Genomic DNA, 26,086 nt, shown 5'->3' with positions numbered 1-26,086 from the left:
AAGAAGCCACACCGAATGATAAGTGAGCGCTGAATAGAGAATACACAGGGAGATACCATAAATGAAACGAGTGTTTAGCCGCACCTGCGGCGTGATATTGACAGCCGCATTGACATTAGCGGGTTGTTTATCCGAATCCACGCAAGCACAGGCTGTCAACAACCAGCCAGCCAAGCCTGCACTGACAACAGTAGCCGCTGTGACGCCAGCCCCAACACCGCAAGTCCAACAAGCGCCCGTAGCTCCCGCACCTGCGCCGATGGAGTTCAGGGAAGGCGTGCATTACACTGTAATTTCACCCCCCATTCCAACCCAAGTCCCACCGGGCAAAACCGAAGTGGTTGAAATGTTCTGGTACGGTTGCCCACATTGCCGCGCATTGGAACCAACCCTTAATAAATTCCTGCAAACCAAGCCGGACAATGTTGTCTTCCGCCGGGTTCCTGCCACCCTCAGCCCGCGCTGGGCATTCCATGCGAAACTGTTCTACGTCGGACAAATGCTTGACCCAACAGGCGCAAAGCACGTCCATATCCAGATATTTGAAGCACTGCACACCCAACGCCGCGAAATTAACGATGAGGACGCCATGCAGCGTTTCTTCGCTAACATGGGCTTCACCCCTGATCAGGTCAAAGGCGCAATGCAATCCATGGAAATGCAAGCTGACCTCGCCCGCTCAGACGAAATTGGTCAACGTTCCAAAGCTGACTCTGTACCTGTCATCATCATCAATGGCAAATACATGACCAGCCCTAGCAGGGTCGGCAGCGAAGAAAACTTGTTGCAAGCCATCAAGTACCTGAGCAGCAAACCGTAATGATACAAAGCGGGAGGTTTTATGCGTAAGCTCAATCTGCTGGACAAAATCCTGATCGAAGTCGACCAGTCATTGCGTGTCGTCCACGCCACTGCACCGACGACCGAACGCCCCAACCCAGCAGAAGGCGTGCAGGAAACCGCCCCCCTGACCGATGAGGAACGCACCCTGATCGGTCGGCTGATGCGCATCAACCATACCGGCGAAGTGTCTGCCCAAGGGCTTTACCGTGGGCAGGCGATGACCGCCAACCGCGACGACATCCGTGAACAGATGGATCGCGCCGCGATGGAAGAAAACGACCACCTCAACTGGACAGACAAACGCTTACAGGAAGTGGGCAGCCGCAAAAGCCTGCTGAACCCGTTTTTCTACTGGGGTTCCTTCACCATCGGTGCACTTGCGGGCAAAATCGGTGACAAATGGAGCTTAGGCTTCGTCAAAGAAACCGAAGACCAAGTGATCAAGCATCTGGAAGAACACATCAACCGCCTTCCTGCGCACGCTTTGGCAGACATGGCAATCTTACAAAAAATGAAAGAAGACGAAGCGCATCACGGCGATGTGGCGATGCAATCCGGCGGGGCGAAACTGCCGTTCCCGGTGCGTAAGTTCTTAATGCCGCTGATGTCGAAAGTGATGACTAAGAGTACTTATTACGTCTGACCCCTCTTCTCCCCCGCCTTTTTTAATCCACTAGGAACTGGATGTGCTTTTTTTGCATGTCTGTTCCTATTGGTCGCCCCGATAGCTTCCATAAAATAATCACATCGACTAATATCCGTACATATTCCAAGTTTTTATCACGCCCAAAAATCTCAGCCTGAAGTGTCGGCATGAAACTGAAAATCGGTAATCACGAAGCGACTCAACTTAGGAGCCGCATTGCGGGTATTGGCCTGACCCAAAAGCAGCTTGCCGATAAGTTAAGTGTTTCCGAACGTTATATCCGTGAAATCTTGTCAACTAATAAAACCAAAAGCATCGGCGTCGACAAAGAAAAAATGGAAGAGCTGTTAGCTTTGCTTGGTATTGGTTCCGACCATATCTTTGGTGCAAAAGGTATGATCCAAACGGATGGCAACCCTCAACTGGAAAGTTATGTCAAAAAGCTGAAGGGCGGCATGTATAAACTACTCAGCAAAGACACGCCCGAAGAAACCCACAACCAACAACTGGCGCACTACCTGCAAGAAGATAAAGCCGTCAATAAAACCATGGGGTTTTGGTACACCCTGATCGTTAAAACCATTGCCGATAAATACAAAGTGATGCGGCATTTCTTTGACGAAAACGACTTTTTCAGTGTCATTCCCAAGACGGGCTACTGGCGCAAGTTCAGGCATGATGCCAGCCTGCATAAGAACTGCTATTTCAGTTTCAAACTCACCCCTAAAAGTAAAAACAGTAGCTTCAAGATCGCCTATACGCTGGAAAGCCCCATCGACATTGGCTCGCTGATTCCGCGCAAAATCAAAATTGTCTTCGGCAAGATTGAGTGCATGGATGATTGCATCGTGGTGACACAATTCCACGATACCCCCGGCTCTTATAAGATCAAAACAGCAGACGAAATCATCGTGACGCTCTGGCTGGATGAAGCCAACCACGACTTCATCCTGATGTGTGATGATGATTTTGAACTGCACACCAACAATCCCAACGCCCCTGACAGCTACCCACTGGGCGCAAAAACCAAACGGGAAGTTAGGGAGCTATTCCACGAACTCGGCACAGCACTGTTCCCCCGCAACCACATCTTTCATCGGGCGGGCAGGCATGACATGGGCGACGACCCGATCTTTTTCTGGAATAACCGCAAATTTATCGAACTCAATGCTGACCTGACCGCAGCGTTGTTGGAGGGCAAGTAATGCCACACATTTTGATTACCGATGATCATCCACAGTTCCTAGCGGGCTTGATGGCAACACTACCGTTGCACATTCCCGACTTGTGCATTCATCAGGCTCTTGACATTGACGCTGCAAAAACCCTTCTCAAACGCCATCCCTCGATCAGCTTGATGCTATTAGACCGTATTTTTTCGGACTCAGGCGTTGATAGCCTCCAACATTTGACCGAACTTCGGGAAACACACCCCCAACTACATATAACCATTATGTCAGGTGATCACTCAGTGCATAGGATTTGGGAAGCAATAGATGCAGGAGCTATCGGCTTCATTCCCAAAAATCTATCAACTGATATGCTGGTCGCTGCCATCAAGCGCTTACTCGGAGGTTATATCTACCTTCCCCGTAAACTGTTGGAAAACCCTTATGCACAATCCCATACGATAAATACCCCACTGTCTGCCCGTCACATCGGCATCCTATCATTGGCCAGCACTGGGCAAAGCAACAAGGAAATTGCCAAAGAACTCAACTTAACCGAAGGGACAATCAAACAACATTTCTATGCCATATTAAAAATATTAGATGCGGATAACCGTCGCCATGCCGTTCAAATTGCAAGGAACCGGGGGTTCATTTGCTAACGCATTGGCTACCCAAGCCCTTTTTGCCCCAGCGTAACTTACGGGCAGAAGATGTCTTGGAAGAACGCATCCGCTTGGAAAGCATCAGTACCTTCATTGGGGCTGTGGGTGTCATGTTAATTGCCTACGTTACCTACCTCATCTTTCCAACGGACATACCCCAGTCCCGTTACATGAGGCTGTGGTTAGCCCCACAATTGGTCATCAACAGCTTCTGGCTTGCCTTCATTATTTATCATGCCAACTATAACAGCTACCGCACCACGCAATTCTGGCCTTACCTTTCAACCATCGTTTGCTCTTTCAACGGCTTTGTATGGGGCGCAGGTTGGGTATTCTTCGTTGGGGACGTGGGCATTGCACAGGCGCAAGCTGCCGTTATATTCACCATTATTCTGGGTGGCGTATTCACAGGCGGTGTACTGGCGACCCTTTTCCACTTACCTTCGCTCATCTCCTTCATGTTCTGCACCTTGCTACCTGCGCTGATTGGCACTTTTGTGAATGAAGGTATTTTTCATGTTTGGTTTGGCATTACCCTCATCGTGTACATGTTGGCTTGCACAGCATTCGCTTTGAACCTGCACGGCTTCCTGATGGATACGCTGGAACAACGTGAAGAAAAAGCCCTACTCGCCCAACAATTGGCGGAAGAAAAACAGCGGGCAGAACGGGCAAGCCTTGAAAAAACCCGTTTTCTTGCTGCTGCCAGCCATGATTTACGCCAACCCTTGCAGGCCCTCCAATTTTTCCAACATTCCTTGGAAAAAGTACGGGCATCCAACTCGCAAGAGCAGCACATTATTGAGGGCATGGGGGCATCCATCAGTGCACTGAATGGCTTGCTCAACGCCATGTTAGATGTTGCCCAATTGGATGCGGGCAAACAAACGGTGCACAAGCAGGTGTTCCCACTGAACGACCTCTTCCGGCACATCTACCAACAATGTAAACCACAGGCAGAGGAAGCGGGGCTGGTTTTGCGCTACGTCAGCACCTGTGCATATATCCACTCCGACCCCACGTTGTTGGGGCGCATCACCCAAAACCTTGTACACAATGCCATCAAACACATGGGGGGACGTGGGGGCATCCTGATCGGCGGACGGCGGCAGGGTAAGTATTTACGCATTGAAATCCGTGATAATGGCGTGGGTATCCCGTTTCAGGAACAAGAAAGCATTTTCCGCGAATTTTACCAACTGCATAACCCCGAACGAAAACGCAGCCGAGGTTTGGGCTTAGGGCTTGCCATTGTCAAACGCTTATCAGCATCGCTGGAGCATGAAATCAAACTGTGGTCACAACCGGGCAAAGGCTGCACGTTTTCCATCACCGTCCCACTCGCCAATCCACCTACCCTGCAATGTGCTGATACCGAATTGCTGCTTTCCCTTTCCAATCCCCGTCAAGACAAAGTATTGGTGGTGGAAGATGATGAACATGTATTGGAATCTCTGCAAACTCTGCTGACTTTATGGGGATATAACGTCATTATCAGCCAAACACCAGAACCGGAAGCACTGATTGCCGAACACCCAGATATGGACTTCATCATCAGCGATTATCAACTGAATGCAGAGCAGGATGGGGTTGAGGTTATCCAACAACTGCGGGAATTGGCGGGGCGGGATATACCTGCACTATTGATTACTGGCAATACTTCACCAATTTTGGTGGAAAAGCTGGAGAAATTGAGCATTCTGGTCAGCTATAAACCGATTAATCCGACTGTGTTAAAAAAAATGATAGCGGATTATAACTAAAGTTATAAAAAACGATATTTAGTTATAACTGTATAACTGATCAATACTTGTCAAATGTGATTTGCACAGCGATACTTAAGCCCGCATTCAGTTTCTAATGGGGCAATAAAACAGACCGCACTTCTCAGCTTGATGCTTAATTTTTGAAAATAGCACTGATAGGTTAGTGCAAATTGCATTTCACGACATGAAGATGAATGTGCACACTGCACGTATTTTGTAAATGATCGATAAATTGTGAGGAGAAAACAGATATGGGACTTTTTAGCAAAATTGGTAATGCCATAAAAAAAGCCGTTACCGCCGTGGGAAAGGTGGTTGCACCTGTAGTAAAGGTAGTTAAGGCGGCTGCACCTGTGATAGCGGCAGTTGCACCTGTACTCATGACCTTTGCACCAGTAGCCGCAGTAGTTGCGTCTGTAGCCAAGTTCGCTGCCCCAGTTATAAAAGCAGTTAGTATAGCTAAAACAATCGCCCCCGTTGTCAATGCAACCAAAACGCTTGTCTCGGCAGTCAAAGCAAAAACCCCTTTACCGATAGCAAAGGCTGCTGTGTCTGTTGTAAAAGCAGTTATACCTGCTGTAAAAGCAATTACACCTGTAATCAAAGTAGTTAAAGCTACAACTAAAGTATCTGCTCCTGCCCCAGTGGTGAAAGCGGCTGCACCTGTAACAAAAGCAGTCACATCCGTAGTCAAAGCAGTTACGCCTATAGTTAATGTAGTCAAATCTGTGGTCAAGGCGGTTACACCTATAGTCAAAATCGCTGTACCCATAGTAAAGGCTGTTGCACCTGTAATTAAGGCTGGAGCAAGTACACAAGGAAGCAACATTTCCTCCATTAGCTGGGTTGATAACAAGGGGCTTGCTCAAAGCACTGTGTCAAGCTCACTAAGAAATCTATCCAATAGCCAAGCAGGGCAACTTGCATTTGCTAGCTGATTTCACGGTTGAGCATTTCCCAATGCTCAACCTGCTCTAAATTTATGCCGTATACAATACACAGTGGAGACGAGAAATGGGAATTTTAAGCAGCATATCAAAAGCAATTACAGCAGTGAAAAACGTGGCTACCGCTATCACTAATACGGCCAAAAAAGTGGTCACAGCAACCACAACAGCGAAGAAAGCAGTTACCGCAACCACCACGGTGAAAACAGCAGTGCCTGCAACCTCAACAGCAGCGAAGAAAGCTACCGCAGTCGCCAACACGGTGAGTGCTGTCGGTCTTGCGCACAACTTTGCAGACAAGGCAGTGGCAACCGTGGCAACTAAAAAGATACTTTCCAACTATGATAACGCATTGCAGGCGGCGAAAAATAAACCTAGCACTGCTGCAACAATTAATGCACGCAAAATAGACATTGCCAAAGCCGGGGCAATAGGCGGTACTAAGGCACTTGCCAAAGCCGTTCCCAGTACAGCGAAAGCTTCTGCGAATGTAGTGACGAAATTTGCGCCTGCTGGTAAGGTACTAAGTAAGGTTGCTTTGCCTCTTGCCGCAATTGGGGTGGGTGCTGATGCTAGAGCAGAATATCTCAACACAGGAAGTAAAAGTGCTGCAACCGCGAGAGCTATTGTTTCATCCATAGATGTTGGGCTTGGAATTGCGGCTGGTGCAGTGGCTGTTGGAGTTGTTGGCGTAGCTTCTGCTCCTGTTATTCTTGCAGCAGGGGTGGTAGGAGCCGTTGGTTATGGTGCTGTATCCTATTTCTTCGGTGATGGGGTAAAAAATGGTGCGGTTAAAATGGTCACACCTTTGGTTAAGAAAGCCGCTACATCGCTTGGCATCAGCCAGCCATCCAAAACAAAAACTCTATCACCTCCAGCATCACCTAAAACGATCTCCACTCCCGCAAGTAACAATTCCGTTGCATGGAAAGATTATTCCAAGTTACAGAGTGCAACTGTTCGTTCATTTGGGGCATCTAATACAAAATCCGCCAATGGTATGTTAGCAGCACATTAATGCTTCGATACTGACTAAAGCCATCACCATTAATCTGGCGATGGCTTTTTGCAATATAGGGAATGGGGGATTTGTAATGACTTTTAATGATGTTGATTGGGCTGGCATATCAAGGCTGATAATAGTGCCGCTCATCGTCTTTTTTTTCTTGAGTAAGCACCTAAAGCACATGGAAACGCCTACTGTAGAGCAAAAAGTTGGTGCTTGGCAGAGAGTTGGACGGGGTTTCTATGGCGGCTTGTACAGAAATAAAGGTGCTCTCATTGGAATGTATTCAGGATTATTGCTTGGAGATACGACTGCTCTGCTTATCCTTTTTATTATCGGTATTGTGGTTGATGTTTATCCCTGGATCAGGAGACCTGCTGAAGTATGCCCTACTACTTTTAGTGAAGCGGTGAGCGCTCCTAATAACTTTAGTTGGTTTGGGGTAACAGCACTTCCCATGATGATTATTTCAGCCATATACCTTATAACCGCTATAATAACATTAGGAGCCTTCCCTGAATTGTTTTTGAACTTTGCTAAGTCAATAGAAAAGTATACTGATATAGTCGGTTATTTCTTTCCAATGATTTCTGATTATAAAAATATATTTATAAATGAAATACCTGATATTGCCTTGGCTTATACTGGTGTGCTAGGTGGGCTTATAATACTGTTGATTCCTTTTATTCCCGGCGTTATATTGGGTGCTACTGAGCGAGTTATGATAGCATCATATGCCATTAAAGCAGAGCATCTTACTGGATTATCTACTGCTGGAATTATTAAGATCATTTTTATCCAACTTGCCATTATATTGATTGGTGTTATTTGTATTTCCTATCCTTTTGGGGCGATTATTCCTGTGGAGGATCATCATGGTAGCATTATAAGTGCTATATTCTATCCTTTAACTGTGCAATCATTTTTCATTTGGGGGTTGCCTATGGCGAGCAGTCATATGATTACAGCAGTTATGATCTTGGTTTACCATTTGCGTGGAAAACCACCCTCGTCGCTCACTTAATGTCTATTGCCACCTTTATTCTATGACAGTCAATAACCTCCTTGCCATCCTCGCTCACCACGAAATCCCGGTGACTGAAGGGCAACTTACCCATAAATACCAACTGGACGACGGTAATCTCAGCCTTGCACGTATTACCCGTATATTTAACGACTTTAACCTAAAAACCCGTTCGGTGCGTTTCAGTTGGAAACATTTAAGCCGGATGGGCGCAGCCTATCCCGCCTTAGCAATCTTGCGTGACGGGCAGACACTGGTTTTTTCAGGATTTGAAGAGGACGAGCAAACCGGAGACCAACACCTTGTCAGCTATCACCCTGATGTGCAAGAAGGCGAGTCACCTTTTCGGTTTTGGAGCAAGGAAAACTTGCAGAAGGTGTGGGGCGGCGATCTTATACTGGTCAAGAAAAAACGCACAACCGCCACTGATGCGATGGACTTCGGTTTACGTTGGTTCACCCCCGAAATTTTCCGCCAAAAGTTATTATTTTCAGAAATTGTCCTGATTGCGCTGTTCATGCAGTTATTGGCTCTGGCGATTCCGCTCTACTTTCAAACAGTGGTGGATAAGGTTCTGGTTAACCACACCCTGAATACCCTGAACGTCATGACGATTGGTGTTGTGGTTATTGTCCTGTTTGAAGGGTTGTTCAAGTTCCTGCGTGGCTACCTGTTATCGTTCGCCACCAGTAAGATTGACATGCGTTTAGCCACCCGCACCTTCGCCAAGTTGGTCAGCTTGCCCTTGTCATTCTTTGAAAAGAGCCTCGCGGGCATTGTCACCAAGCACATGCAGCAAACCGAGAAAATCCGGGAGTTCCTAACCGGAAATATGCTAGAAAGTGTGCTGGATGCCACCGCTTTGTTAGTGTTTGTCCCTATCCTGTTCCTGTACAGTGCCCAGCTTGCGGTGGTTGTATTGGTTTTCTCCGTGCTGATTGCTGTGGTTATCGGTGTGTTGCTTAAGCCTTTCTACCACCGTTTGATGGCATTGTATGGGGCGGAAGGGGAACGGCAAGCAATGCTGGTGGAATCTATTCAAGGCATGTCCACGGTCAAATCATTGGCATTGGAACCTGCCCGCCAAAAAACATGGGATCAAAGTGCCGCCAATACGGTAAGCACCAATTTCTCGGTAGAAAAAATGGCAACCTTTGCCCAATCCATGACAAAAACACTGGAAAATGGGATGCAGGTCGCTGTCCTGTGGTTTGGGGCGCAAGATGTGATTGGCGGAAGCATGACAGTTGGTGCATTGATTGCCTTTCAAATGCTGTCAGGTAAGGTTAGTACCCCGCTAATTAGGCTGGTTGAGTTAGCCCATGAATACCAGAAGATACACCTTTCTATCCGTATGTTGGGCGAGATCATGAACAGGAAGTCAGAAAAGACTGGAGGAGCGTCTGCATTAAGCCAAGATTTGAAAGGGGATATTGGGCTTGAGGGTGTAATTTTCCGCTATGACCTTGGTGGAAAGGCTGTGCTAGATGACATCAGCATCAACATTAGGACGGGCGAGGTGATTGGGTTAGTGGGGCGTTCTGGCTCGGGCAAAAGCACCATCACCCGGCTGATTCAAGGTTTACATTTACCCCAAAGTGGCCTGATCCGTTTTGATGGGGTAGACATCAGGGAACTTGACCTAGCGCATTTAAGGAGAAGTATTGGTGTCGTATTGCAGGAAAACTTCCTGTTTCACGGTAGTGTGCGCGAAAACATTGGCATGACTAATCCCAAAGCGGGTTTTTCAGAAATTGTTGAAGCCGCACAAATGGCGGGGGCTGATGAGTTTATCCAATACCTCCCCCAAGGGTACGATACGGTTCTTGAGGAAAATGGGGCTAACTTATCTGGGGGGCAAAAGCAGCGTTTAGCCATCGCCAGAGCCTTGTTGAAAAAACCACGCATCATGATATTTGATGAGGCCACTTCTGCACTTGACCCGGAAAGTGAGTATATCATCCAAGAAAACCTCGAAAAAATAGCCCAAGGGCGCACGATGATTATCGTAGCTCACCGATTATCCACATTACGGAATTCAGACCGTATTATTGTCCTTGACAAAGGGCGTATAGAATCCATCGGAAGCCATGATGAATTGTTGGATAAAAGCCCCATTTACAGTGAACTTTGGTCATTACAGTCACGCTACAACCGTTGATACCCCATGAAAAAGAGAACAGGTCTACCCAAAGAAACGATTGAGTTCCAGCCTGATGCAGTGGAAGTCGATGAGCGCCACCTACCCTTTATGGCTAGGTTTGCACTCTATGCAATGGTGGCGACTATCGTCCTTGCGGTGGTGTGGGCTTCGCTGGCAGACGTTGACAAAATTGTGTTCGCAAGGGGGAAATTAGTGACACAAGCCCGCCCATTACTGATCCAGCCCATAAAAACTTCTATGGTTAAGGATATTCACGTCAAGGTAGGTGATATTGTAAGCAAAGGCCAAGTATTGGCAGAGCTTGATACTACTTTCACACAAGTTGATGTACAACAGCTTAACATCAAGATTGACTCCGTTAGGACACGCCTTGCACGGCTGGAAAGAGAAACCGGAATCAACGACCATGCCATTAAAGATGGCTTGCAAGACCGGATATATCAGGAGCGTAAGCAAGAATACGAAGCTAAGTTAGCAGCTTTTCAAGGTAAGGTGGAACAACTAAAAGCCAGCCTCGTAACCAACCAACGGGATCAAGAGCAGGCATTAGAACAAAAAAGCAATGCCCAAAAAATTGATGCCATGCACGCCAAACTCTATAAGGATGGAAAAAAAATAAGCCACCTTGCTTATTTAACAGCACACAAGGAGTATCTTGATAAATCCAATACCTATGACCGCTTGATAAATACTAACCAAGAAATAAAAGAGGCATTGCAGGTTGCACAAGCAGATTTCTCGGCTTATAAATCCGGCTATGCGGCAGTGGCTACCCAGGATTTGGCATCATCACAAAAGGAATTGGCTGATTTGCTGTCCCAGCTTGAAAAGGCAGAGCATATCCATGATTTGGATACACTCAAATCCCCCAATGATGGGATTGTCTTAGATGTGGCGAAGGTTTCAACAGGAGCGGTGATAAAAGAAGCCGAAACACTGTTGACGCTAGTGCCGATTGACAAGTATTTGGATGCAGAAATTGAAGTGAGTAGTGCTGATATTGGCAAAATCCAAGACCAGCAGACTGCCCGTATCAAATTGGATGCGTGGCCTTTCCAGCAATATGGGACGTTGAAAGGCTATGTAAAAACCATCAGTGGGGACTCTTTCGTGACCCAAGCCTCTGCACAACCTACTGATGGTAAAAATGTCGGTGTTGTTTACAGGCTCAAAGTGGGTCTGGCTGATACTAACCTGCACCCCACCCCGGCTCATTACCGCCTGATTCCGGGAATGACTGTTGTTGTCGAAATCAATGTGGGTAAGCGGCGGGTGATACGCTACTTCCTTGACCCCTTGCTCAAGGCACTGGATGAGAGTATCAAAGAACCATAACTTGTAATGTTCGATCGTGAATCACCATCCAACCCTTGCCGGGAAATGTTAAGAGGACAAGCACACTTTTAAACTCCTCACCCAAAACCCCTTCTTGTCGTGGCATAGCGCAGGGAGCGGTGAGGAGGGGAGCTTTTTCCAATGGTCAGAAATTTCGTAGCAATTCGGTATGCCCACCCACCTTGACTTTCTGCCAATATTTTTCGTCCGCAGTGACCAGTAGGGAATTGGATTCGATCGCCACCACATGGTAGAGCGTATCAAACAAATGACGTTGGTGTCTGGGCAAGCTCACCCACCAGACGATGGATGCCGAAGTGATCAAGCACATCCAGTTCCAGTGTGATTTGCTAATGCGGGGTCGTGCATCCCCCGTTACGGCAAAGCATCATCCGTCAATAACTCCAACACCATATCTCGGATGCCGATCGCCTCCACGCCCTCCGCAATCGGGTAGCGGTCATCGCCCGCATAAACGCCACAAGCCCGCAGGGTTTAAGGTCTTCGCAAGCGCTGTAAAAACCCCGTACCACCTTTGCCGAGAGTGAACTTTTGATTTTGATAGCCTACAACGAGCCGTCAGCACGTCCAATCAACAAGGCAATTTCAACACCTGTGGCAATAACTCAACACCATTCCAACGCACCATACCCCAGTTGCGCCGCCAAACACTCACACAACTCCCCGGCAAGCTCAAACGGGGTTTGCCCAATCCCCAAATCCTTGCACTGCGTCACCTGCAACCCTGCATACCCACACGGGTTAATCCGCTGAAACGGTTCCAAATCCATATCCACATTCAAGCTCAAACCGTGGTAAGTGCAGCCCTTGGTAACACGCAAGCCCAAGGCCGCGATCTTACTGCCCTGCACGTAGACACCCGGCGCCTCCCGATCCCCTTCCGCCGTAATGCCGTAATGGGACAGCAACGTGATAATGGATTGTTCAATGCGCATCACCAGTTCGCGCACGCCCAAACCGCTACGGCGAATATCCAGCAGCAGGTAGGCCACCAATTGCCCCGGCCCGTGATAGGTCACTTGCCCCCCCCGGTCAATCGGCACAACGGGAATATCACCGGGCGCAAGCACATGCTCCATCTTGCCATTACGGCCTAAGGTAAAAACGGGAGGGTGCTGGACAAGCCAGACTTCATCGGGGGTATCGGCAGTGCGGTTGCGGGTGAATGCCTGCATCTCTTGCCAGACAGGCAGATAATCTACCTGTCCTAACACCCGGATGCGTAAGGTGACTGGCGCGAGTTCTTCTACAAGGCCCACAATACCAGCTCGCAAGCCTTCAAATCCTGATAGACCGCGTTGATCTGTTCCTTGCTGGTGGCACGGAGGTTCAGCGTCAGGCTTTGGTATTTGCCGGTGGAACTGTGGCGGTATTGCAGGCTGGTTTCAACGCTAAAGCAATCATCATGACGGCTGGCAATCGTACAAACCTGTGCATGGAACTCAACATCCGTGCGTCCCACTACCTTGATAGGAAAATCACAGGGAAATTCCAACACCAAGTCATCACGTTTACCGAAATGATCGCCCGTTTCCATTAGTCTTCAAACACCTTTTGTATGCTATCCACAATATTGCGCCACCAGCCGCCTTCTTCGACATCATCCAGCGCCAGCAACGGAATTTCCTTGATGACCTTACCCTGTTCCTGATCACTGATAATGATCTTGCCGAGTGCGTCACCCCGTTTAATGGGGGCATCGACACCTTTATCAAGCTGCATTCCGCCTTTGAGCTGGTCGTAACGGCCTTTTGGGATGCTCACAAACAGGTCGGAAGTCACACCAGCGGGCACTTCGGTTTTATCGCCTTTCCACACACGCACGCTGGAAAGCACTGAGCCAGCACCGTACAGCTTGTGGGTTTCAAAGGTGCGGTAGCCGTATTCGAGCAATTTCTGGCTGACATCCGCCCGCGCATCCTCACTCTTGGTTCCCAGCACCACCGAAATCAGGCGCATATTGTCACGTTTGGCGGAAGCCACCAGACAGAAACCCGCAGATTCAGTATGCCCGGTTTTCATCCCGTCCACCGTCGGGTCACGCCACAACAACTTATTACGGTTCTGCTGCTTGATATTGTTGTAGGAAAACTCTTTCTCAGAGTCCAACTTGTACCATTCTGGGAAATCGTTAATCAGCGCCTTCGCCAATTTCACGATGTCACGCGCGGTGGTGTAATGGTTTTGGGCAGGCCAGCCCGTAGCGTTCATGAAATGGGTGTTTTTCATGCCGAGCTGGGCAGCAGTATCATTCATGCGTTTGACGAAAGCGTCCTCACTCCCCGCAACGTGTTCCACCAATGCCATTGCCGCATCATTGCCGGACTGGATGATCATCCCTTTTAACAGCTTCTCGAATTCGATTTTTTTACCCAATTCGATAAACATGCGCGAACCTTCCATCTTCCACGCTTTTTCGCTGACCAGCACCTCATCCGTCAGCTTGACCGTACCTTTACCCAGTTCCTGATAAATGATGTAAGCGGTCATCAGTTTGGTGATACTGGCGGGTTCCACCAACATCCCCGGATTGCCACCTGCCAACTCGTCACCGCTTTGGAAATCCACCAGCAGGTAACTTTTAGCCTCAATTTCCGGCAAACCCGGTGCAAGCGCGATGAATTCCGGCGGGGTGGCGGGGTCGTTGTAAGGCGCAGTCGATACACCCGTCGGCGCACCGTCCTCCGGTGTACTTGCCGCCGTTTCTGCCGGGGCACTTGCCGCTGGCGCTGGTGCAGCAGCGGCAGTTGCCGGTGGCGCAGTAACCGCAGCAGGGGCAGGCATTTTAGCTTCCGCCTTCTTTTCCGGTGCGGCAAACGCCACATTGCCGAGCAACAGCAGTACCAGTAATAATGGTTTCAGCATCCTTGTACGCATGGACAGTCCTTTCACTGACATGGGTTCATCAAATAAACACGTAATGGTAACGGACACGGCAATTACTGGGCAACCACCCGGAAACTTGCCAGCCCGTTACTTACTAACGTGTCTTTCACGTTATCAATCTGATCTTGATTATACAGTGGCCCAATTCTAATTTGATGGATCGTTTTGCCCTTTTCTTGAGCTGTCGCCATCTCTGTTTTCGCCAAGCCAACCGAAGTCAGGCGCACAAACATATCAATCGCCTCACCCTGTTCAGGCCATGTACCTGCTACAACATAGTAGGTTTTGGACTTATCCACCGACTTTTCTGCCAATGCTTTTTGGCGCTTTAACGCACTAATCGCGTCACTGGAGGTGTGGCCTCCATCCAAAGAGCGCCCATCCTGCGAACCACCTCCGCTAGCCAGTGCTTCCGCTGGAAGTTGGCCTTTGAATTGATCCGGTGATAAGGCTTCCACTTTAACCGGCGCACCGGCACTGCTACGTATTCCCAAGGCATTAGCTGCCGCGAACGAAAGCTGGATCAAATCATTGCTATCAAACGGCCCCCGGTCGTTAACCCGTACAATGATATTCTGCCCGTTCTGCTGATTGGTAACACGCACAAAACTAGGCAGCGGTAACGTCCGATGAGCGGCGGAATACGCATACATATCGAAAGTTTCGCAACCCGCCGTTTGTGTACCTTGGTATTCAGCACCGTACCATGCTGCTGTACCCGTTTCCGCATAGCCGGATGCCGTATCCAGTACCTTGTAAGATTTCCCCTGTATCGTATAAGAGGGGTCATTCCCACAAGCACTACGCGCCTCAAAACCTGCTTCACCTTTGCCCGTACCCGCAACAGAACTACCTTCATCAGTCGTCATATTGCCACTACAAGCCACTAACCCCAGCGTGACGGAAGCCAGCAGAACTCCCGGACGCAGCCAATTTATTGTCATCATATTTTTGCCGCTTCTTGTTGCCCAACAAACTTACTGCCCCGCCTATTGCAGGGCAGCTTTAATTATAAACATCAAAAACCAAACTTACGCTTACGGATCGCCTGCGCCAACTGATGGACAGCCATCGCATATTTAACATTGGGATTGTAGCGGGTAATCACGTAAAAATTTTCGCCACCGACCCAATACTCATCGGTACTGCCTTCCAGCTTGAGCAGGCTGACACGCGCCGAGTTGATCGCCCCCTGCGGCCTAACACCGGCACTTGCCAATTCCCCCAACGAATGGGAAGGTTTTTTGGCGGTTGTTTCAGCGAGTCTAGCATAGCCACCACCGGAAACATACGCTGGCACTGCTACCCCGCCGCCACGCTTCCAGCCATTGCGGGAGAAGTAATTGGCAACGCTGGGAACAGCATCCTGTGGGTTCCACATATCCCGTTTGCCATCGCGGTTGCCATCAACGGCGTAAGTGCGGTAGCTGCTGGAAATGAATTGCCCCAGCCCCATCGCACCCGCATAAGAACCACTGAAAATCTGCGGACGGACTTTTTCTTCCCGCACCAACAACAGGAATTGCTCCAATTCCTTACGGTAGAAATCAGCCCTGCGTGGGTAATCAAAACTCAAAGTGGTCAATGCCTGCAACACATTGTGCGCACCCGTGTTTTTCCCGTATTGGGTTTCTACGCCAATAATGGCAACCAAGTATTCAGGATCAACCCCGTATTGGCGGGCAGCGCCATCCAGTAATGCGCCATTGCGGTTCCAGAAATCCACCCCGCCGTTGATGCGCTCTTCCGTCAGGAAAATAGGCCGGTAAGCCCGCCAGCCTTGGCCTTCGGCAGGTGCGCCCACCTTCACCAGCGCCTGCTGGTCACGCCGCACCCCCGAAAATGTCTGCTCCAGAAACGCGCGGTTAAAACCGTGTTGGCTGCTCATCTTACCAATAAACTCGCGCATCCCCGGGTAATTCGCATAATCGCCATGCAAACCGGGTGGATAATTCGTTTGGGGCAATTGCCTCGGCGGAACGTTAGGGTTACTGCGAGGTGGCGTAACAACGCCGGGGGACGTGGGCGGGGAAGTAGCCTGACCACTAGGCACGGCAGGCGGTTGCAAAACCCAAGGCAATTGCACCGGCCCTGAGCCTGTGGTGCACGCGACTAAAGAAAAACCGATCAAAGCGCCAGCAGCGAGATAACGTGCGCGTTTCCCCCACTGCTGCAAATCGTATACGTCCCCCATCTCAATCTCCTAGTTGGAAGAAGTAACCGAAATTCCCTTCTCAGTTCTCCTGTTGATAAACCCGTTTGCGCCGTTTCATCCCCATGATGATGCCAAAAGCCACCATCAACGTCACCACCGACGTTCCCCCATAACTGATCAGGGGAAGCGGGACACCGACCACGGGGAGCAGCCCGCTGACCATGCCGGTATTCACAAACAGATAAAAGAAAAATGTCATGCTCAGGCTTCCGGCAAGCAAGCGGGCAAACGTATCTTCCCCTTTGATGGCGATATACAAGCCACGCCAAATGATAAACAGGTAAAGCCCCATCAGCACCAGATTGCCCATCAGCCCGAATTCTTCACCAAAGACCGCAAAAATGAAGTCGGTATGCCGCTCTGGTAAGAAATCCAAATGGGACTGGTCGCCATGCATCCAGCCTTTCCCGTAAACCCCACCGGAACCAATCGCAATCTTTGACTGGTAAATGTGGTATCCAGTTCCCAAGGTATCGGATTCAGGATTCAATAAAACGTCGATGCGCTTACGCTGGTAATCGTGCATCCCGAAAAAATACATCAACGGCGCGGCAATCGACACCAAAACCACCGCACCACCAATCAACCACCATGAAAGCCCCGCCAAATAGATCACGAAAAAGCCTGAAGTCGCAATCAGCAAGGAAGTCCCCAAATCCGGCTGCTTCATAATCAACAACATGGGGACGAACACCAACACCAGCGCAATCACCACATCAATAAATCGTGGCGGCAAGGGCTTCTCGGAAAAATAATAGGCAATCATCATCGGCACTGCCAACTTCATGATTTCAGCAGGCTGGATGTCAACCCCGATATACAACCAGCGTTGCGCCCCTTTCTTGGAGACCCCCACCAGCAACACCAAGATCAGCAAGAAAACGCCAGCACCGTACAACCAGATGGCCCATTGCCGTAGCGTTTTGCTACGTATCTGGGAAAAAATCACCATCAAGCTTAGGCCAATCAGGAAATGCACCCCCTGCCGGTACAGTTGCGTCGGGTCATTGTAGGCATCCGTAGCGCTGTATAGCGTTACCCCGCCCATAAAAACCAGCAAAGAAAGGGCTGCCAATAACACACCATCAACCCGATGAAATATTCTGAGCAACCAATAAGGCAAAATATGATTAATCATGAAGGTCATCCTGTACCCCAGCGTCGGCAGCAGGACTCGCTGCGGCGTTAGCCGGTGGTTTGTCCGCGCCCTGCTTTTCAACTTCTGGCTCGACTGGCGCGTCATCAAGGTATTTTTTCAGCAAATACGCATCCATTACTTTACGGGCCATCGGTGCGGCAGTATGCCCACCGCTACCCGAAGCATTCTCCACCACAACCCCCACGGCAATTTTAGGGTCATCCGCTGGTGCAAAGCCCACAAACAAAGCGTGGTCACGTAAGCGCTTGGCGATACGCCCGGCGTTATAAGAGCCACCCGCCAAACCAAAGACTTGCGCCGTCCCCGTTTTACCCGCGATCCGGTAAGCTGCCCCAGCCCCCGCACCCCGCGCCGTACCGCCCGGCATCATGACTGCCTCCATCCCCGCCAACACCACGCTCCAATCTTTGTCATTGGCATTAACGGCATCCAAATACTCTGGCTTGATGAGTTCAGGCTCGCGGTTAGCGGCAATGCGGGTACTACGCAGAATATGGGGTTTCACCCGTACCCCCCGGTTTGCCATGATGCTTGCCGCGTGGGCTAACTGCATGGGTGTTGCCAGCCAATAACCCTGCCCGATCCCCACGCTGACGGTATCGCCCGGATACCAAGCTGACTTATAACGCTTTTCTTTCCATTCAGGGGAAGGCATCAAACCGGAAGCTTCCGACGGCATATCCACACCCGTTGGCTTACCAAAACCGAAACTCTTCATATAGCCCGAAAACTTGTCGATGCCCATACGGTTAGCCAAGGTGTAAAAATAGGTGTCGCAAGATTGGGTAATTGCCAACTTCAGGTCAACCGAACCATGACCACGCTTATTCCAGCAACGGAACACATGCTTTTGCCCCGACAACCGGAAAAAGCCGGGGTCGTTGACGCGCGAGCCGGGGCTCATAATCCCACTAATCAACCCTGACATCCCCGCCATCGGCTTGATGGTCGAACCGGGCGGATAGACCCCCTGCAAAGCACGGTTGTACAAGGGACGGTCTGGGTCAGTGTTTAAATCGGTATAATCCTTGCGCGAAATACCATCAATGAACAAGTTAGGGTCAAAGGTCGGCACACTCGCCAGTGCCAAAACTTCACCTGTGCGCGGGTCAAGTGCCACAATGGCTCCCTTGCCCTCCTCCTTCAACAACGTTTCGGCAGTAATTTGGGTTTTGATGTCCAAACCAAGGAACAAATCCTGACCACCCACCGGGGCTTTTTCATCAATGACCGACTGTTGCTTACCATAGGCATCCACTTCGACCAAATGATAACCAGCTTGCCCGTGCAAACGGCCTTCATGGGAAGCCTCGACTCCCGTTTTGCCGATATGGCTAGTCCCTAAGTATTCGTCCTTGTTCAGGTGTTCCAAATCACCCTCATCAATACGCCCCACATAGCCAATCACATGGCTAGCAACTTCATGCAACGGATAATAGCGCTCCATGCGCATTTCCAGATTGACACCGGGGAAACGCGGGCGGTTGACAGAAAATTTCGCCACCTCTTCCTCAGTCAGGTTTTCCCTGATGGGAATCGGCTGGTATTTAAATTTTTTCACATCCTGTGTGAATATACGCACATCTTTCTCAGTCAGGGGAATGAGTTTGCCTAAGCGCCCCACAACCCCCTCGACATCCTTGATGTTTGTTTTGCCGTCATTATTCTCATCGCCAATACTGTCACGCACAATTTCCAGCACGTACTGGATATGGCTGCCCGCCAGCAACGTCCCATTGCGGTCATAAATCTGACCCCGGTTCGGAGGGATGGGAATGCGTTTCTGGTAATGTTCGCGTGACAACTCTGCGTACTTGTCGTGCTCAATAACCTGCAAGTGGTAGGCACGCACGGTGATCCCCACTAGGGCGAACAGGATCAACACCGCAGCGACGATGATGCGGACATTGAACAGATTCTGCTCATCGCGTTCGGTTTTTATGGAAAGACGTTCACCCATGAATTGTTATAACTGTGTGCCAATTGTAATTAATAAAATTTATCTACCCACACTGTTGCGCCCTCAGACGCAACAGCGCAGGAATGCATTAGACTAAATAGTCTTCTGAAGAATGTTCACTCTCGTCATAACGCTGGATACTGGCAAGAATCTCGGCTTTCGCCTCGGCTACATCTGCCCAACCATCCACAGTCACCCACTTGCCCGGTTCCAATTCTTTGTAACGTTCAAAGAAGTGCTGGATTTGCTGCATCAGCAGGCTAGGCAACTGTGTGTAAGACTCAATGTGACGATAACCCGCAGACAAGTGGTAAGCAGGAACCGCAACAATTTTCGCATCAACGCCGGACTCATCCGACATTTTCAACATACCGACTGGACGCACAGGAATTACGCAACCGTGCATCAATGGGGTTGGAGTCACCACCAACACGTCAGTCGGATCCCCATCCAGTGCCAACGTATGCGGAATAAACCCATAGTTAGCAGGGTAAAACATCGGGGTAGACATGAAACGGTCTACATACAATGCGCCACTCGACTTGTCCAACTCATATTTGACAGGCGTGGAGAGCGCCGGGATTTCAATGATAACATTTACGTTATCAGGAACATCATTTCCAGCGGGGATTTTATCAATATTCATGATTTTCTCTACTTGATGGCTAAAAATCGAAGTATTATAACGCCACTCCCTAGCGGGTACACCATCTTGCATTGCAACATTTAACAGTCACCCATAAAAAACATGGCACTATCACTTCGCGACCAATTACTCAAAGCTGGCTTAGTCACACAAGAACAAGTCGAGCAGGCTAACCAACCCAAGCCCAAACACACTGGCAAACCGCAGGCCAAGGGGAAACCCGCCCCTAAACGCCCGCCGCCAGCCCCCGAGGCAGCAGCACCGCGCCCTGCAAAACCGGCTGTCAGCAAGCCTGTCAAACAGGCATCCGACCTAGAGCAATTCTACAAGGAACGCGAGCAACTGGAACGCACAGAGCGTGCCGAAGCAGAACGCATCGCCCGTGAACGCGCGGCCCTCAAGAAACAAACCCGTGAGCAAGTCCGCACCTTGCTCAGCACCAACCTGCTGAACATTGATGATGCTGAAATCCGCTACAACTTCGTGGTTGGCGACAACATCAAATACCTGTACGTCACCGAACAGCAACAGGAACAACTGGCAAGCGGCGAACTGGCGATCACCTTCATGGAAGGCAAACGTTGCCTAATTTCGCGCGATATTGCGCAACAATTACTGGCGCTTGACCCAACTAAGCTTGTGGTTATTAACCACGCGGAAGAAAATTCCGCCAACTAAACATCGCCCTCTTGCCTTTCCAGCGCCTGCCGATACAACTGGTTTTTCGGCAGGCCGGTTAGACGCGCGGCAATCGCTGCTGCCTGTTTAACCGGGAGGTCTTCCAATAAAATATCCAGCACCTTATCCGCCGCCAACGCTTCTTGTCCATTCGCATCCGACGACACGGGCTTGCCTTCCACCACCACCACGAATTCTCCGCGTGAGCGATCCGAGTCTGCCTGCATAAACTGCAAGATACTGTCCGCCGTACCGCGATAAATGCTTTCATACAGCTTGGTCAGCTCGCGCAACACCACTACTTGGCGGCTGTTACCAAAGACTACCGACAGGTCGAGCAGGAAATCAGCAACCCGGTGGCTAGATTCGTAAAACACCAAGGTACGTGCTTCCTTTTCCAGCCCTTCCAACACTTTTCGGCGGGAAGCAGGCTTGGCGGGCAAAAACCCTTCAAAGGCAAAACGGTCAGTTGGCAAACCCGCCGCCGACAGCGCCGCCACCAACGCACTTGCCCCCGGTATCGGCACAACTTTACAACCGGCATTACCCAATGCATGTACCAGTTTGTAGCCCGGATCACTGATCAATGGCGTTCCGGCATCACTCACCAGCGCCACACGCATACCCTGTTCCAGTTCCTGACGGATATTTTCTACCCGGCTGGCCTCATTGTGGTCGTGCAGGCTTTCCAATTGGTTTTGTATGCCGAAATGCGCAAAAAGCCGTCGGGTTACGCGCGTATCTTCGGCGTAAACCTTATCGACCTCCGATAGGATACGCAACGCCCGCGCCGTAATGTCTTCCAGATTCCCGATGGGCGTGGCAACACAATATAAGATACCTTCCGGCATTAGACCTTCGCTCGCGAAAAACCAACATTTAACTCCAAAATCCCACGTTTTGCACCAAACCCAAGCAGCGCACGTGAAAAAAGCATGTTATAGTTTTTCCGCCAAACAAGTCTGACAATACAGAATCGGGATGCTTAGCCATGCAAAAAAAATTTCATAACGGAACTATGAAGTGTATTTACAGTGCATTACTCACCGCAGCGCTCCTGCTGCTACAGGGTTGCTCTACCCCGGCATTCATGGATGATGCCGCCGTCAATACTGCCCAACCGGGTGATGTTACCATCCAGCAAGCCAACGAATTGCTCAAACAGGGCAAGAAACGCGAAGCTGCTGAAAGCTACTACCGCGCTGCGACCAGTTACCCATCCCCGCAGCGTGAACGGGTTATCCTGCAAGCCGCTGAAATTACCGCATCCATTGGCGATCCCGGATTAACCAACAGTTACCTTGACCGCATCCCGGATAGCGCTTTGGATGGTGAAAACCGTGGACGTTACGCTTACGTCAAAGCACTACTTGCCTTGCAACAGCAAAATCCTGATCTGGCATTGCGTTCCTTACCAACTGACCTGAATGGGCTTTCCCCGGCTTTACGGGAAAAAGTACAACACGTGCGTACCCGCGCCCAAGCCGCAGGTGGCAAAGGCAGCAGCACGAATGTACAAGCCGCGCTGATTCCCACGTCTGTTAACCGTGTTGCCGTGCTGTTACCGCAATCCGGGGCACTAGGCGGCGTCAGCCAAGACATTATTCAAGGAATTCAATCAGCCCGTAGCGGTCTGGGTGGCGATACCACCGTACAACTGTACGATGTCAGTACGGGTGGCGCAGTTGCGCAGTACCAAAAAGCCGTTGCCGAAGGTGCGGATATTATCGTTGGCCCGTTGGATAAAGACTCCTTGTCGCAATTGCTTGCGCAACCGCAAATGCTTTCCCGGCCTATCCTGAGCCTTAACTACCTCACCAGCACCCGCAATATTCCGGGCGCACTGTATCAATTTGGCCTACTGCCGGAAGACGAAGCTCGCCAAGTCGCTGAATTTACTGCCGCACGCGGTCAACGCAGCGCCATCATTTTAGCGCCCGCCTCCAGTTGGGGCGACCGGATCGCTGGTGCATTCCGCGCCGCTTACCAAAGCAAAGGCGGGCAAATTGTTGCCACCCAGCAATACGCTGACACCCCGTCAGGCAGTTATGTGCAAGATGTGCAAAATGCGGTAAACGCCGCACAGGGACGCGCCAGCATGGTATTCTTGGCAGCATCCCCTAGCCAAGCGCGTTTATTGCGCCCATTGCTGAACGCACAAGCTGCCTCACTGCCAGTCTATGCCACTTCACACGTTTTCTCTGGACGCACTGATCCGGGCAAAGACGCCGACCTTGATGGCATCATCTATACCGAAATCCCATGGGTTATCGAAAGTATGCAAGCAGGCAGCCTTAACAACTCCACCTACCCACGCATGTTCGCTCTGGGGATGGACGCCTTCCTGATTGCCAAAAACCTGCCGAGCATCGCCCGTAACCCCAGCGCAAGGGTCAATGGCAAAACCGGCAACATCAGCCTGACTGGCAACCGCCAAATCCAACGCAGCTTGCTGCTTGCCACCTTTGCCAACGGCCTCCCACGTCCACTTGGACAGTAAGCCGAAAGCCGCCCACCTACAACGCGGCGAAAATACCGAACAACTGGCCTGCAAGCATTTGCAGGCCAACGGTTTAAAGCTGCTGCACCAGAATTACCGCCTGCGCACGGGTGAAATCGACCTGATCATGCGTGACGGCGCAATTATCGTTTTCATCGAAGTCCGCTACCGCAAAACCCAACGCTACGGTGGTGCTTTGCTCAGTATTGACCCACGCAAACAAGCGCGTATCATCCGCACTGCACAACATTACCTGCAATACCGCGCCCCTGACACACAGGCGCGTTTCGATGTCATTGCTGTTGAAGGCGACGATGGCATACAGTGGATCAAGAACGCCTTCGACTTGGGCTAAACACATGAACTTACGCACACGCATCCAGCAACACTTCGCTGCCAGTATCGAAACCAAACAAAAAGCGCTGGCATTGCTGCAAGAGCCAATCTTCGCCGCCGCACAATTGGTTTTCAACGCCATGCAACAAGGCAATAAAGTCCTCAGTTGCGGCAATGGTGGCTCCGCAGGCGATGCGCAACATTTTTCCTCCGAAATGCTCAACCGCTTCGAAATGGAACGCAAAGGTTTGCCCGCCATTGCCCTGACCACCGACACATCCACCCTCACCTCCATTGCCAACGACTACAGTTACGAGCGTATTTTCGCCCGCCAAGTCGAAGCATTAGGGCGCAAGGGCGACGTGCTGCTTGCCATTTCCACCAGCGGCAATTCAACCAACGTCAACCGCGCTATCGAAGCCGCCCACCAATGCGGTATGAATATCATCGCCCTCAGCGGCAAAGCGGGTGGCAGCATGAAAGACTGCCTGCAAGTCGGCGACATTGAATTGCGTGTACCTGCTGACAGCACCGCACGCATACAGGAAACCCACCTGCTGCTGATCCACTGCATCTGCGACCTCGTAGACCAAATGCTGCTAAACTCGACAAGCCATGACTGACCAAAAATGCAATAGTGTCCACCTACTCCGCGAAGCCAGCCCTTACATCCACAAACATCGCGGCAAAACCTTTGTCGTCGCGTTTCCCGGCGAAGTGGTGGAACAAGCGCTTTTTCCCCAGTTAATCCAAGACATTGCCACCATCTCGGCACTCGGCAGCCGCATTGTGATCGTGCACGGTACGCGCTCACAAATTAACAAGCGCTTGGAAATCGTCGGACGCAAGTCCCGCTTCCACCACAACATCCGCGTCACCGAACCGGGCGATATTCCACTCATCCAAGAAGCGATCGGCTACTTACGCATTACCATCGAAAACCTGCTCAGCCACGCCTTAAACCAACCCAACCTACCTAACAACAGCATAGGCGTCAGTTCCGGTAACTACATTACAGCCCAACCGTTGGGTATCATTGACGGCGTTGACTATGGCTACACTGGCAAAATCCGCCGCATTGCCCACCCGTTCATTGCACAACAACTGGACAACAAAAATATTGTCCTGATGTCGCCCATCGGCTATTCACCGAGCGGGGAAGTCTATAACCTCGATTACGAGCACGTTGCCCTCAGCACGGCGAAAGCGCTCAATGCGGATAAAATCATTTTCATCAATGACAACGATGCGCACCTACCGCACGAAATTACCGCATCCCAAATTGAAGCCAATGCAACTGCATCCACCTTCCTGAAGAAAATCGCTAAAATTCTGCTGGATGGCGATATTGAGCGCGTCCACCTACTGAATGCCGCCACTGATGGGGCACTTCTGCTGGAACTCTACACCCGCGACGGTGTAGGTAGCCTCATTTCTGCCAAGCAATTCGAGCACTTACGCGCCGCAACCGTAGAAGACATTAGCGGCATCCTTGACCTGATCCATCCACTCGAAAGTATCGGCACTCTTATCAAACGTTCCCGCGAGCAACTGGAACTGGAAATTAATAACTTCCACGTGATCGTGCGCGACCAGAAAATCATTGCCTGTGTCGCACTTTACAACACCGACAATCCGAATATTGCCGAGCTTGCTTGCCTTGCCGTAAACCCCGAGTATCGCGGCGGTAATCGTGGCGATAAACTATTCCGCCACATTGCCCAGCTCGCACACACGCAAGGTAAAGCCCGCCTGTTAGTGTTAACCACACAGACAACAGATTGGTTTCGGGAGCGGGGATTTGAGAAAGGTAGCGTTAATGAACTACCTACTAACAAGAAATCACTGTACAACTACCAACGCAACTCACAGGTTCTATTCAAGAAACTGGCTTGAAGTAGATTTCTGGCCCACTGATTCGGACTTTCCAGCACCGCAGGAGCATCAAAATGCAGGCAAAAAAAAGCCCCGCGTTACGGATCACGTAAGCGGGGCTTTCAGATTAGCGCCTGGCGTTGACCTACTCTCACATGGGGAGACCCCACACTACCATCGGCGATGCTGCGTTTCACTTCTGAGTTCGGGATGGGATCAGGTGGTTCCACAGCTCTATGGACACC

At 50.3% G+C, this 26,086-nt stretch carries 25 protein-coding genes and 1 rRNA gene; 15 read left to right on the top strand and 11 right to left on the bottom strand.

What is annotated here, in order from left to right:
- The first annotated feature begins 61 nt into the window (after positions 1-61).
- The 10 genes from PHE17_RS09775 to PHE17_RS09730 all read left to right on the top strand — a co-directional run bounded on the left by PHE17_RS09775 (position 62) and on the right by PHE17_RS09730 (position 11,565).
- Positions 62-820, top strand: coding sequence for a thiol:disulfide interchange protein DsbA/DsbL (locus PHE17_RS09775; protein WP_301015660.1), 759 nt, complete (start codon positions 62-64; stop codon positions 818-820).
- Between the two features lie 21 nt (positions 821-841).
- Positions 842-1,486 carry a 2-polyprenyl-3-methyl-6-methoxy-1,4-benzoquinone monooxygenase gene (gene coq7, locus PHE17_RS09770; protein ID WP_301015659.1) on the top strand — a complete coding sequence of 215 codons (645 nt, stop codon included), beginning with the start codon at positions 842-844 and terminating at the stop codon, positions 1,484-1,486.
- Between the two features lie 170 nt (positions 1,487-1,656).
- Positions 1,657-2,694 carry a hypothetical protein gene (locus tag PHE17_RS09765; RefSeq protein ID WP_301015658.1) on the top strand — a complete coding sequence of 346 codons (1,038 nt, stop codon included), beginning with the start codon at positions 1,657-1,659 and terminating at the stop codon, positions 2,692-2,694.
- On the top strand, positions 2,694-3,320 hold the full coding sequence (locus PHE17_RS09760) for a response regulator transcription factor (RefSeq protein ID WP_301015657.1): 627 nt from the start codon (positions 2,694-2,696) through the stop codon (positions 3,318-3,320). Before PHE17_RS09765 ends, PHE17_RS09760 begins: the two co-directional genes overlap by 1 nt.
- Before the next feature lie 56 nt (positions 3,321-3,376).
- Positions 3,377-5,086: a hybrid sensor histidine kinase/response regulator gene (locus PHE17_RS09755; RefSeq protein ID WP_301015656.1), complete on the top strand. Its 1,710-nt coding sequence runs from the start codon at positions 3,377-3,379 to the stop codon at positions 5,084-5,086.
- A 254-nt stretch (positions 5,087-5,340) separates the two neighbouring features.
- Complete coding sequence (locus PHE17_RS09750) at positions 5,341-6,027, top strand: hypothetical protein (protein ID WP_301015655.1); 687 nt, start codon at positions 5,341-5,343, stop codon at positions 6,025-6,027.
- Between the two features lie 76 nt (positions 6,028-6,103).
- The gene (locus PHE17_RS09745) at positions 6,104-7,054 is read left to right on the top strand and encodes a hypothetical protein (RefSeq protein ID WP_301015654.1); all 951 of its coding nucleotides are present in this window, start codon (positions 6,104-6,106) and stop codon (positions 7,052-7,054) included.
- A gap of 76 nt (positions 7,055-7,130) precedes the next feature.
- Positions 7,131-8,066, top strand: coding sequence for a hypothetical protein (locus PHE17_RS09740; RefSeq protein ID WP_301015653.1), 936 nt, complete (start codon positions 7,131-7,133; stop codon positions 8,064-8,066).
- A gap of 22 nt (positions 8,067-8,088) precedes the next feature.
- The gene (locus tag PHE17_RS09735; protein ID WP_301015652.1) at positions 8,089-10,227 is read left to right on the top strand and encodes a peptidase domain-containing ABC transporter; all 2,139 of its coding nucleotides are present in this window, start codon (positions 8,089-8,091) and stop codon (positions 10,225-10,227) included.
- Positions 10,228-10,287: 60 nt separating this feature from the next.
- The gene (locus PHE17_RS09730; protein WP_301015651.1) at positions 10,288-11,565 is read left to right on the top strand and encodes an HlyD family type I secretion periplasmic adaptor subunit; all 1,278 of its coding nucleotides are present in this window, start codon (positions 10,288-10,290) and stop codon (positions 11,563-11,565) included.
- A 145-nt stretch (positions 11,566-11,710) separates the two neighbouring features.
- On the opposite strand, the gene PHE17_RS09725 is transcribed toward PHE17_RS09730, so the two are convergent.
- The 9 genes from PHE17_RS09725 to ppa all read right to left on the bottom strand — a co-directional run bounded on the left by PHE17_RS09725 (position 11,711) and on the right by ppa (position 20,452).
- Entirely contained in the window at positions 11,711-11,854 is a 144-nt protein-coding gene (locus tag PHE17_RS09725) for a hypothetical protein (RefSeq protein WP_301015650.1), read from the bottom strand.
- 337 nt (positions 11,855-12,191) lie between these two features.
- Positions 12,192-12,845, bottom strand: coding sequence for a lipoyl(octanoyl) transferase LipB (lipB, locus tag PHE17_RS09720; protein ID WP_363320096.1), 654 nt, complete (start codon positions 12,843-12,845; stop codon positions 12,192-12,194).
- Positions 12,833-13,123 (bottom strand): DUF493 domain-containing protein, encoded by a 291-nt coding sequence (locus tag PHE17_RS09715; protein ID WP_301015649.1) that lies wholly within the window; start codon positions 13,121-13,123, stop codon positions 12,833-12,835. The genes lipB and PHE17_RS09715 overlap by 13 nt, the downstream gene beginning before the upstream one ends.
- Positions 13,123-14,463: a D-alanyl-D-alanine carboxypeptidase family protein gene (locus PHE17_RS09710; protein ID WP_301015648.1), complete on the bottom strand. Its 1,341-nt coding sequence runs from the start codon at positions 14,461-14,463 to the stop codon at positions 13,123-13,125. Before PHE17_RS09710 ends, PHE17_RS09715 begins: the two co-directional genes overlap by 1 nt.
- Before the next feature lie 62 nt (positions 14,464-14,525).
- Complete coding sequence (locus tag PHE17_RS09705; protein WP_301015647.1) at positions 14,526-15,419, bottom strand: septal ring lytic transglycosylase RlpA family protein; 894 nt, start codon at positions 15,417-15,419, stop codon at positions 14,526-14,528.
- Positions 15,420-15,490: 71 nt separating this feature from the next.
- Entirely contained in the window at positions 15,491-16,666 is a 1,176-nt protein-coding gene (gene mltB / locus PHE17_RS09700; RefSeq protein WP_301015646.1) for a lytic murein transglycosylase B, read from the bottom strand.
- Positions 16,667-16,706: 40 nt separating this feature from the next.
- Positions 16,707-17,825, bottom strand: a complete 1,119-nt coding sequence (gene rodA, locus PHE17_RS09695; RefSeq protein WP_301015645.1) for a rod shape-determining protein RodA — start codon at positions 17,823-17,825, stop codon at positions 16,707-16,709.
- On the bottom strand, positions 17,818-19,806 hold the full coding sequence (gene mrdA / locus PHE17_RS09690; protein ID WP_301015644.1) for a penicillin-binding protein 2: 1,989 nt from the start codon (positions 19,804-19,806) through the stop codon (positions 17,818-17,820). Before mrdA ends, rodA begins: the two co-directional genes overlap by 8 nt.
- Before the next feature lie 88 nt (positions 19,807-19,894).
- Complete coding sequence (gene ppa / locus PHE17_RS09685; RefSeq protein ID WP_301015643.1) at positions 19,895-20,452, bottom strand: inorganic diphosphatase; 558 nt, start codon at positions 20,450-20,452, stop codon at positions 19,895-19,897.
- Between the two features lie 102 nt (positions 20,453-20,554).
- On the opposite strand from ppa, the gene PHE17_RS09680 reads away from it, so the two are divergent.
- Positions 20,555-21,130 carry a DUF2058 family protein gene (locus tag PHE17_RS09680; RefSeq protein ID WP_301015642.1) on the top strand — a complete coding sequence of 192 codons (576 nt, stop codon included), beginning with the start codon at positions 20,555-20,557 and terminating at the stop codon, positions 21,128-21,130.
- On the opposite strand, the gene rsmI is transcribed toward PHE17_RS09680, so the two are convergent.
- On the bottom strand, positions 21,127-21,981 hold the full coding sequence (gene rsmI / locus PHE17_RS09675; RefSeq protein WP_301015641.1) for a 16S rRNA (cytidine(1402)-2'-O)-methyltransferase: 855 nt from the start codon (positions 21,979-21,981) through the stop codon (positions 21,127-21,129). The two genes, PHE17_RS09680 and rsmI, sit on opposite strands and share 4 nt — an antisense overlap.
- A 140-nt stretch (positions 21,982-22,121) precedes the next feature.
- Between rsmI and PHE17_RS09670 the strand changes: the two genes are divergently transcribed.
- Genes PHE17_RS09670 through argA form a run of 4 tightly spaced genes read left to right on the top strand, consistent with a single transcriptional unit; the run spans position 22,122 to position 25,862 of the window.
- Positions 22,122-23,630 (top strand): penicillin-binding protein activator, encoded by a 1,509-nt coding sequence (locus PHE17_RS09670; RefSeq protein WP_301015640.1) that lies wholly within the window; start codon positions 22,122-22,124, stop codon positions 23,628-23,630.
- Positions 23,587-23,985, top strand: coding sequence for a YraN family protein (locus PHE17_RS09665; RefSeq protein ID WP_363320095.1), 399 nt, complete (start codon positions 23,587-23,589; stop codon positions 23,983-23,985). The genes PHE17_RS09670 and PHE17_RS09665 overlap by 44 nt, the downstream gene beginning before the upstream one ends.
- Positions 23,986-23,989: 4 nt before the next feature.
- Entirely contained in the window at positions 23,990-24,589 is a 600-nt protein-coding gene (locus tag PHE17_RS09660; RefSeq protein WP_301015639.1) for a phosphoheptose isomerase, read from the top strand.
- Positions 24,582-25,862, top strand: coding sequence for an amino-acid N-acetyltransferase (argA, locus tag PHE17_RS09655; RefSeq protein ID WP_301015638.1), 1,281 nt, complete (start codon positions 24,582-24,584; stop codon positions 25,860-25,862). Before PHE17_RS09660 ends, argA begins: the two co-directional genes overlap by 8 nt.
- A 111-nt stretch (positions 25,863-25,973) precedes the next feature.
- Here argA and rrf read toward each other — a convergent pair.
- A 5S ribosomal RNA gene (gene rrf, locus PHE17_RS09650) occupies positions 25,974-26,086 on the bottom strand; the annotation flags it as partial.

The sequence above is a fragment of the Thiothrix sp. genome (assembly GCF_028714775.1).
Lineage (GTDB): Bacteria > Pseudomonadota > Gammaproteobacteria > Thiotrichales > Thiotrichaceae > Thiothrix.
The sequence above is the reverse complement of the archived record's forward strand: the minus strand, read 5'-3'. Positions and strand labels throughout refer to the sequence as shown.

Coding starts and splice junctions, on each gene's coding strand:
- PHE17_RS09775 (WP_301015660.1), top strand. CDS start 62: ATGAAACGAGTGTTTAGCCGCACCTGCGGCGTGATATTGACAGCCGCA.
- coq7 (WP_301015659.1), top strand. CDS start 842: ATGCGTAAGCTCAATCTGCTGGACAAAATCCTGATCGAAGTCGACCAG.
- PHE17_RS09765 (WP_301015658.1), top strand. CDS start 1,657: ATGAAACTGAAAATCGGTAATCACGAAGCGACTCAACTTAGGAGCCGC.
- PHE17_RS09760 (WP_301015657.1), top strand. CDS start 2,694: ATGCCACACATTTTGATTACCGATGATCATCCACAGTTCCTAGCGGGC.
- PHE17_RS09750 (WP_301015655.1), top strand. CDS start 5,341: ATGGGACTTTTTAGCAAAATTGGTAATGCCATAAAAAAAGCCGTTACC.
- PHE17_RS09745 (WP_301015654.1), top strand. CDS start 6,104: ATGGGAATTTTAAGCAGCATATCAAAAGCAATTACAGCAGTGAAAAAC.
- PHE17_RS09740 (WP_301015653.1), top strand. CDS start 7,131: ATGACTTTTAATGATGTTGATTGGGCTGGCATATCAAGGCTGATAATA.
- PHE17_RS09735 (WP_301015652.1), top strand. CDS start 8,089: ATGACAGTCAATAACCTCCTTGCCATCCTCGCTCACCACGAAATCCCG.
- PHE17_RS09715 (WP_301015649.1), bottom strand. CDS start 13,123: ATGGAAACGGGCGATCATTTCGGTAAACGTGATGACTTGGTGTTGGAA.
- PHE17_RS09710 (WP_301015648.1), bottom strand. CDS start 14,463: ATGCGTACAAGGATGCTGAAACCATTATTACTGGTACTGCTGTTGCTC.
- PHE17_RS09705 (WP_301015647.1), bottom strand. CDS start 15,419: ATGATGACAATAAATTGGCTGCGTCCGGGAGTTCTGCTGGCTTCCGTC.
- mltB (WP_301015646.1), bottom strand. CDS start 16,666: ATGGGGGACGTATACGATTTGCAGCAGTGGGGGAAACGCGCACGTTAT.
- rodA (WP_301015645.1), bottom strand. CDS start 17,825: ATGATTAATCATATTTTGCCTTATTGGTTGCTCAGAATATTTCATCGG.
- mrdA (WP_301015644.1), bottom strand. CDS start 19,806: ATGGGTGAACGTCTTTCCATAAAAACCGAACGCGATGAGCAGAATCTG.
- ppa (WP_301015643.1), bottom strand. CDS start 20,452: ATGAATATTGATAAAATCCCCGCTGGAAATGATGTTCCTGATAACGTA.
- PHE17_RS09680 (WP_301015642.1), top strand. CDS start 20,555: ATGGCACTATCACTTCGCGACCAATTACTCAAAGCTGGCTTAGTCACA.
- rsmI (WP_301015641.1), bottom strand. CDS start 21,981: ATGCCGGAAGGTATCTTATATTGTGTTGCCACGCCCATCGGGAATCTG.
- PHE17_RS09670 (WP_301015640.1), top strand. CDS start 22,122: ATGCAAAAAAAATTTCATAACGGAACTATGAAGTGTATTTACAGTGCA.
- PHE17_RS09660 (WP_301015639.1), top strand. CDS start 23,990: ATGAACTTACGCACACGCATCCAGCAACACTTCGCTGCCAGTATCGAA.
- argA (WP_301015638.1), top strand. CDS start 24,582: ATGACTGACCAAAAATGCAATAGTGTCCACCTACTCCGCGAAGCCAGC.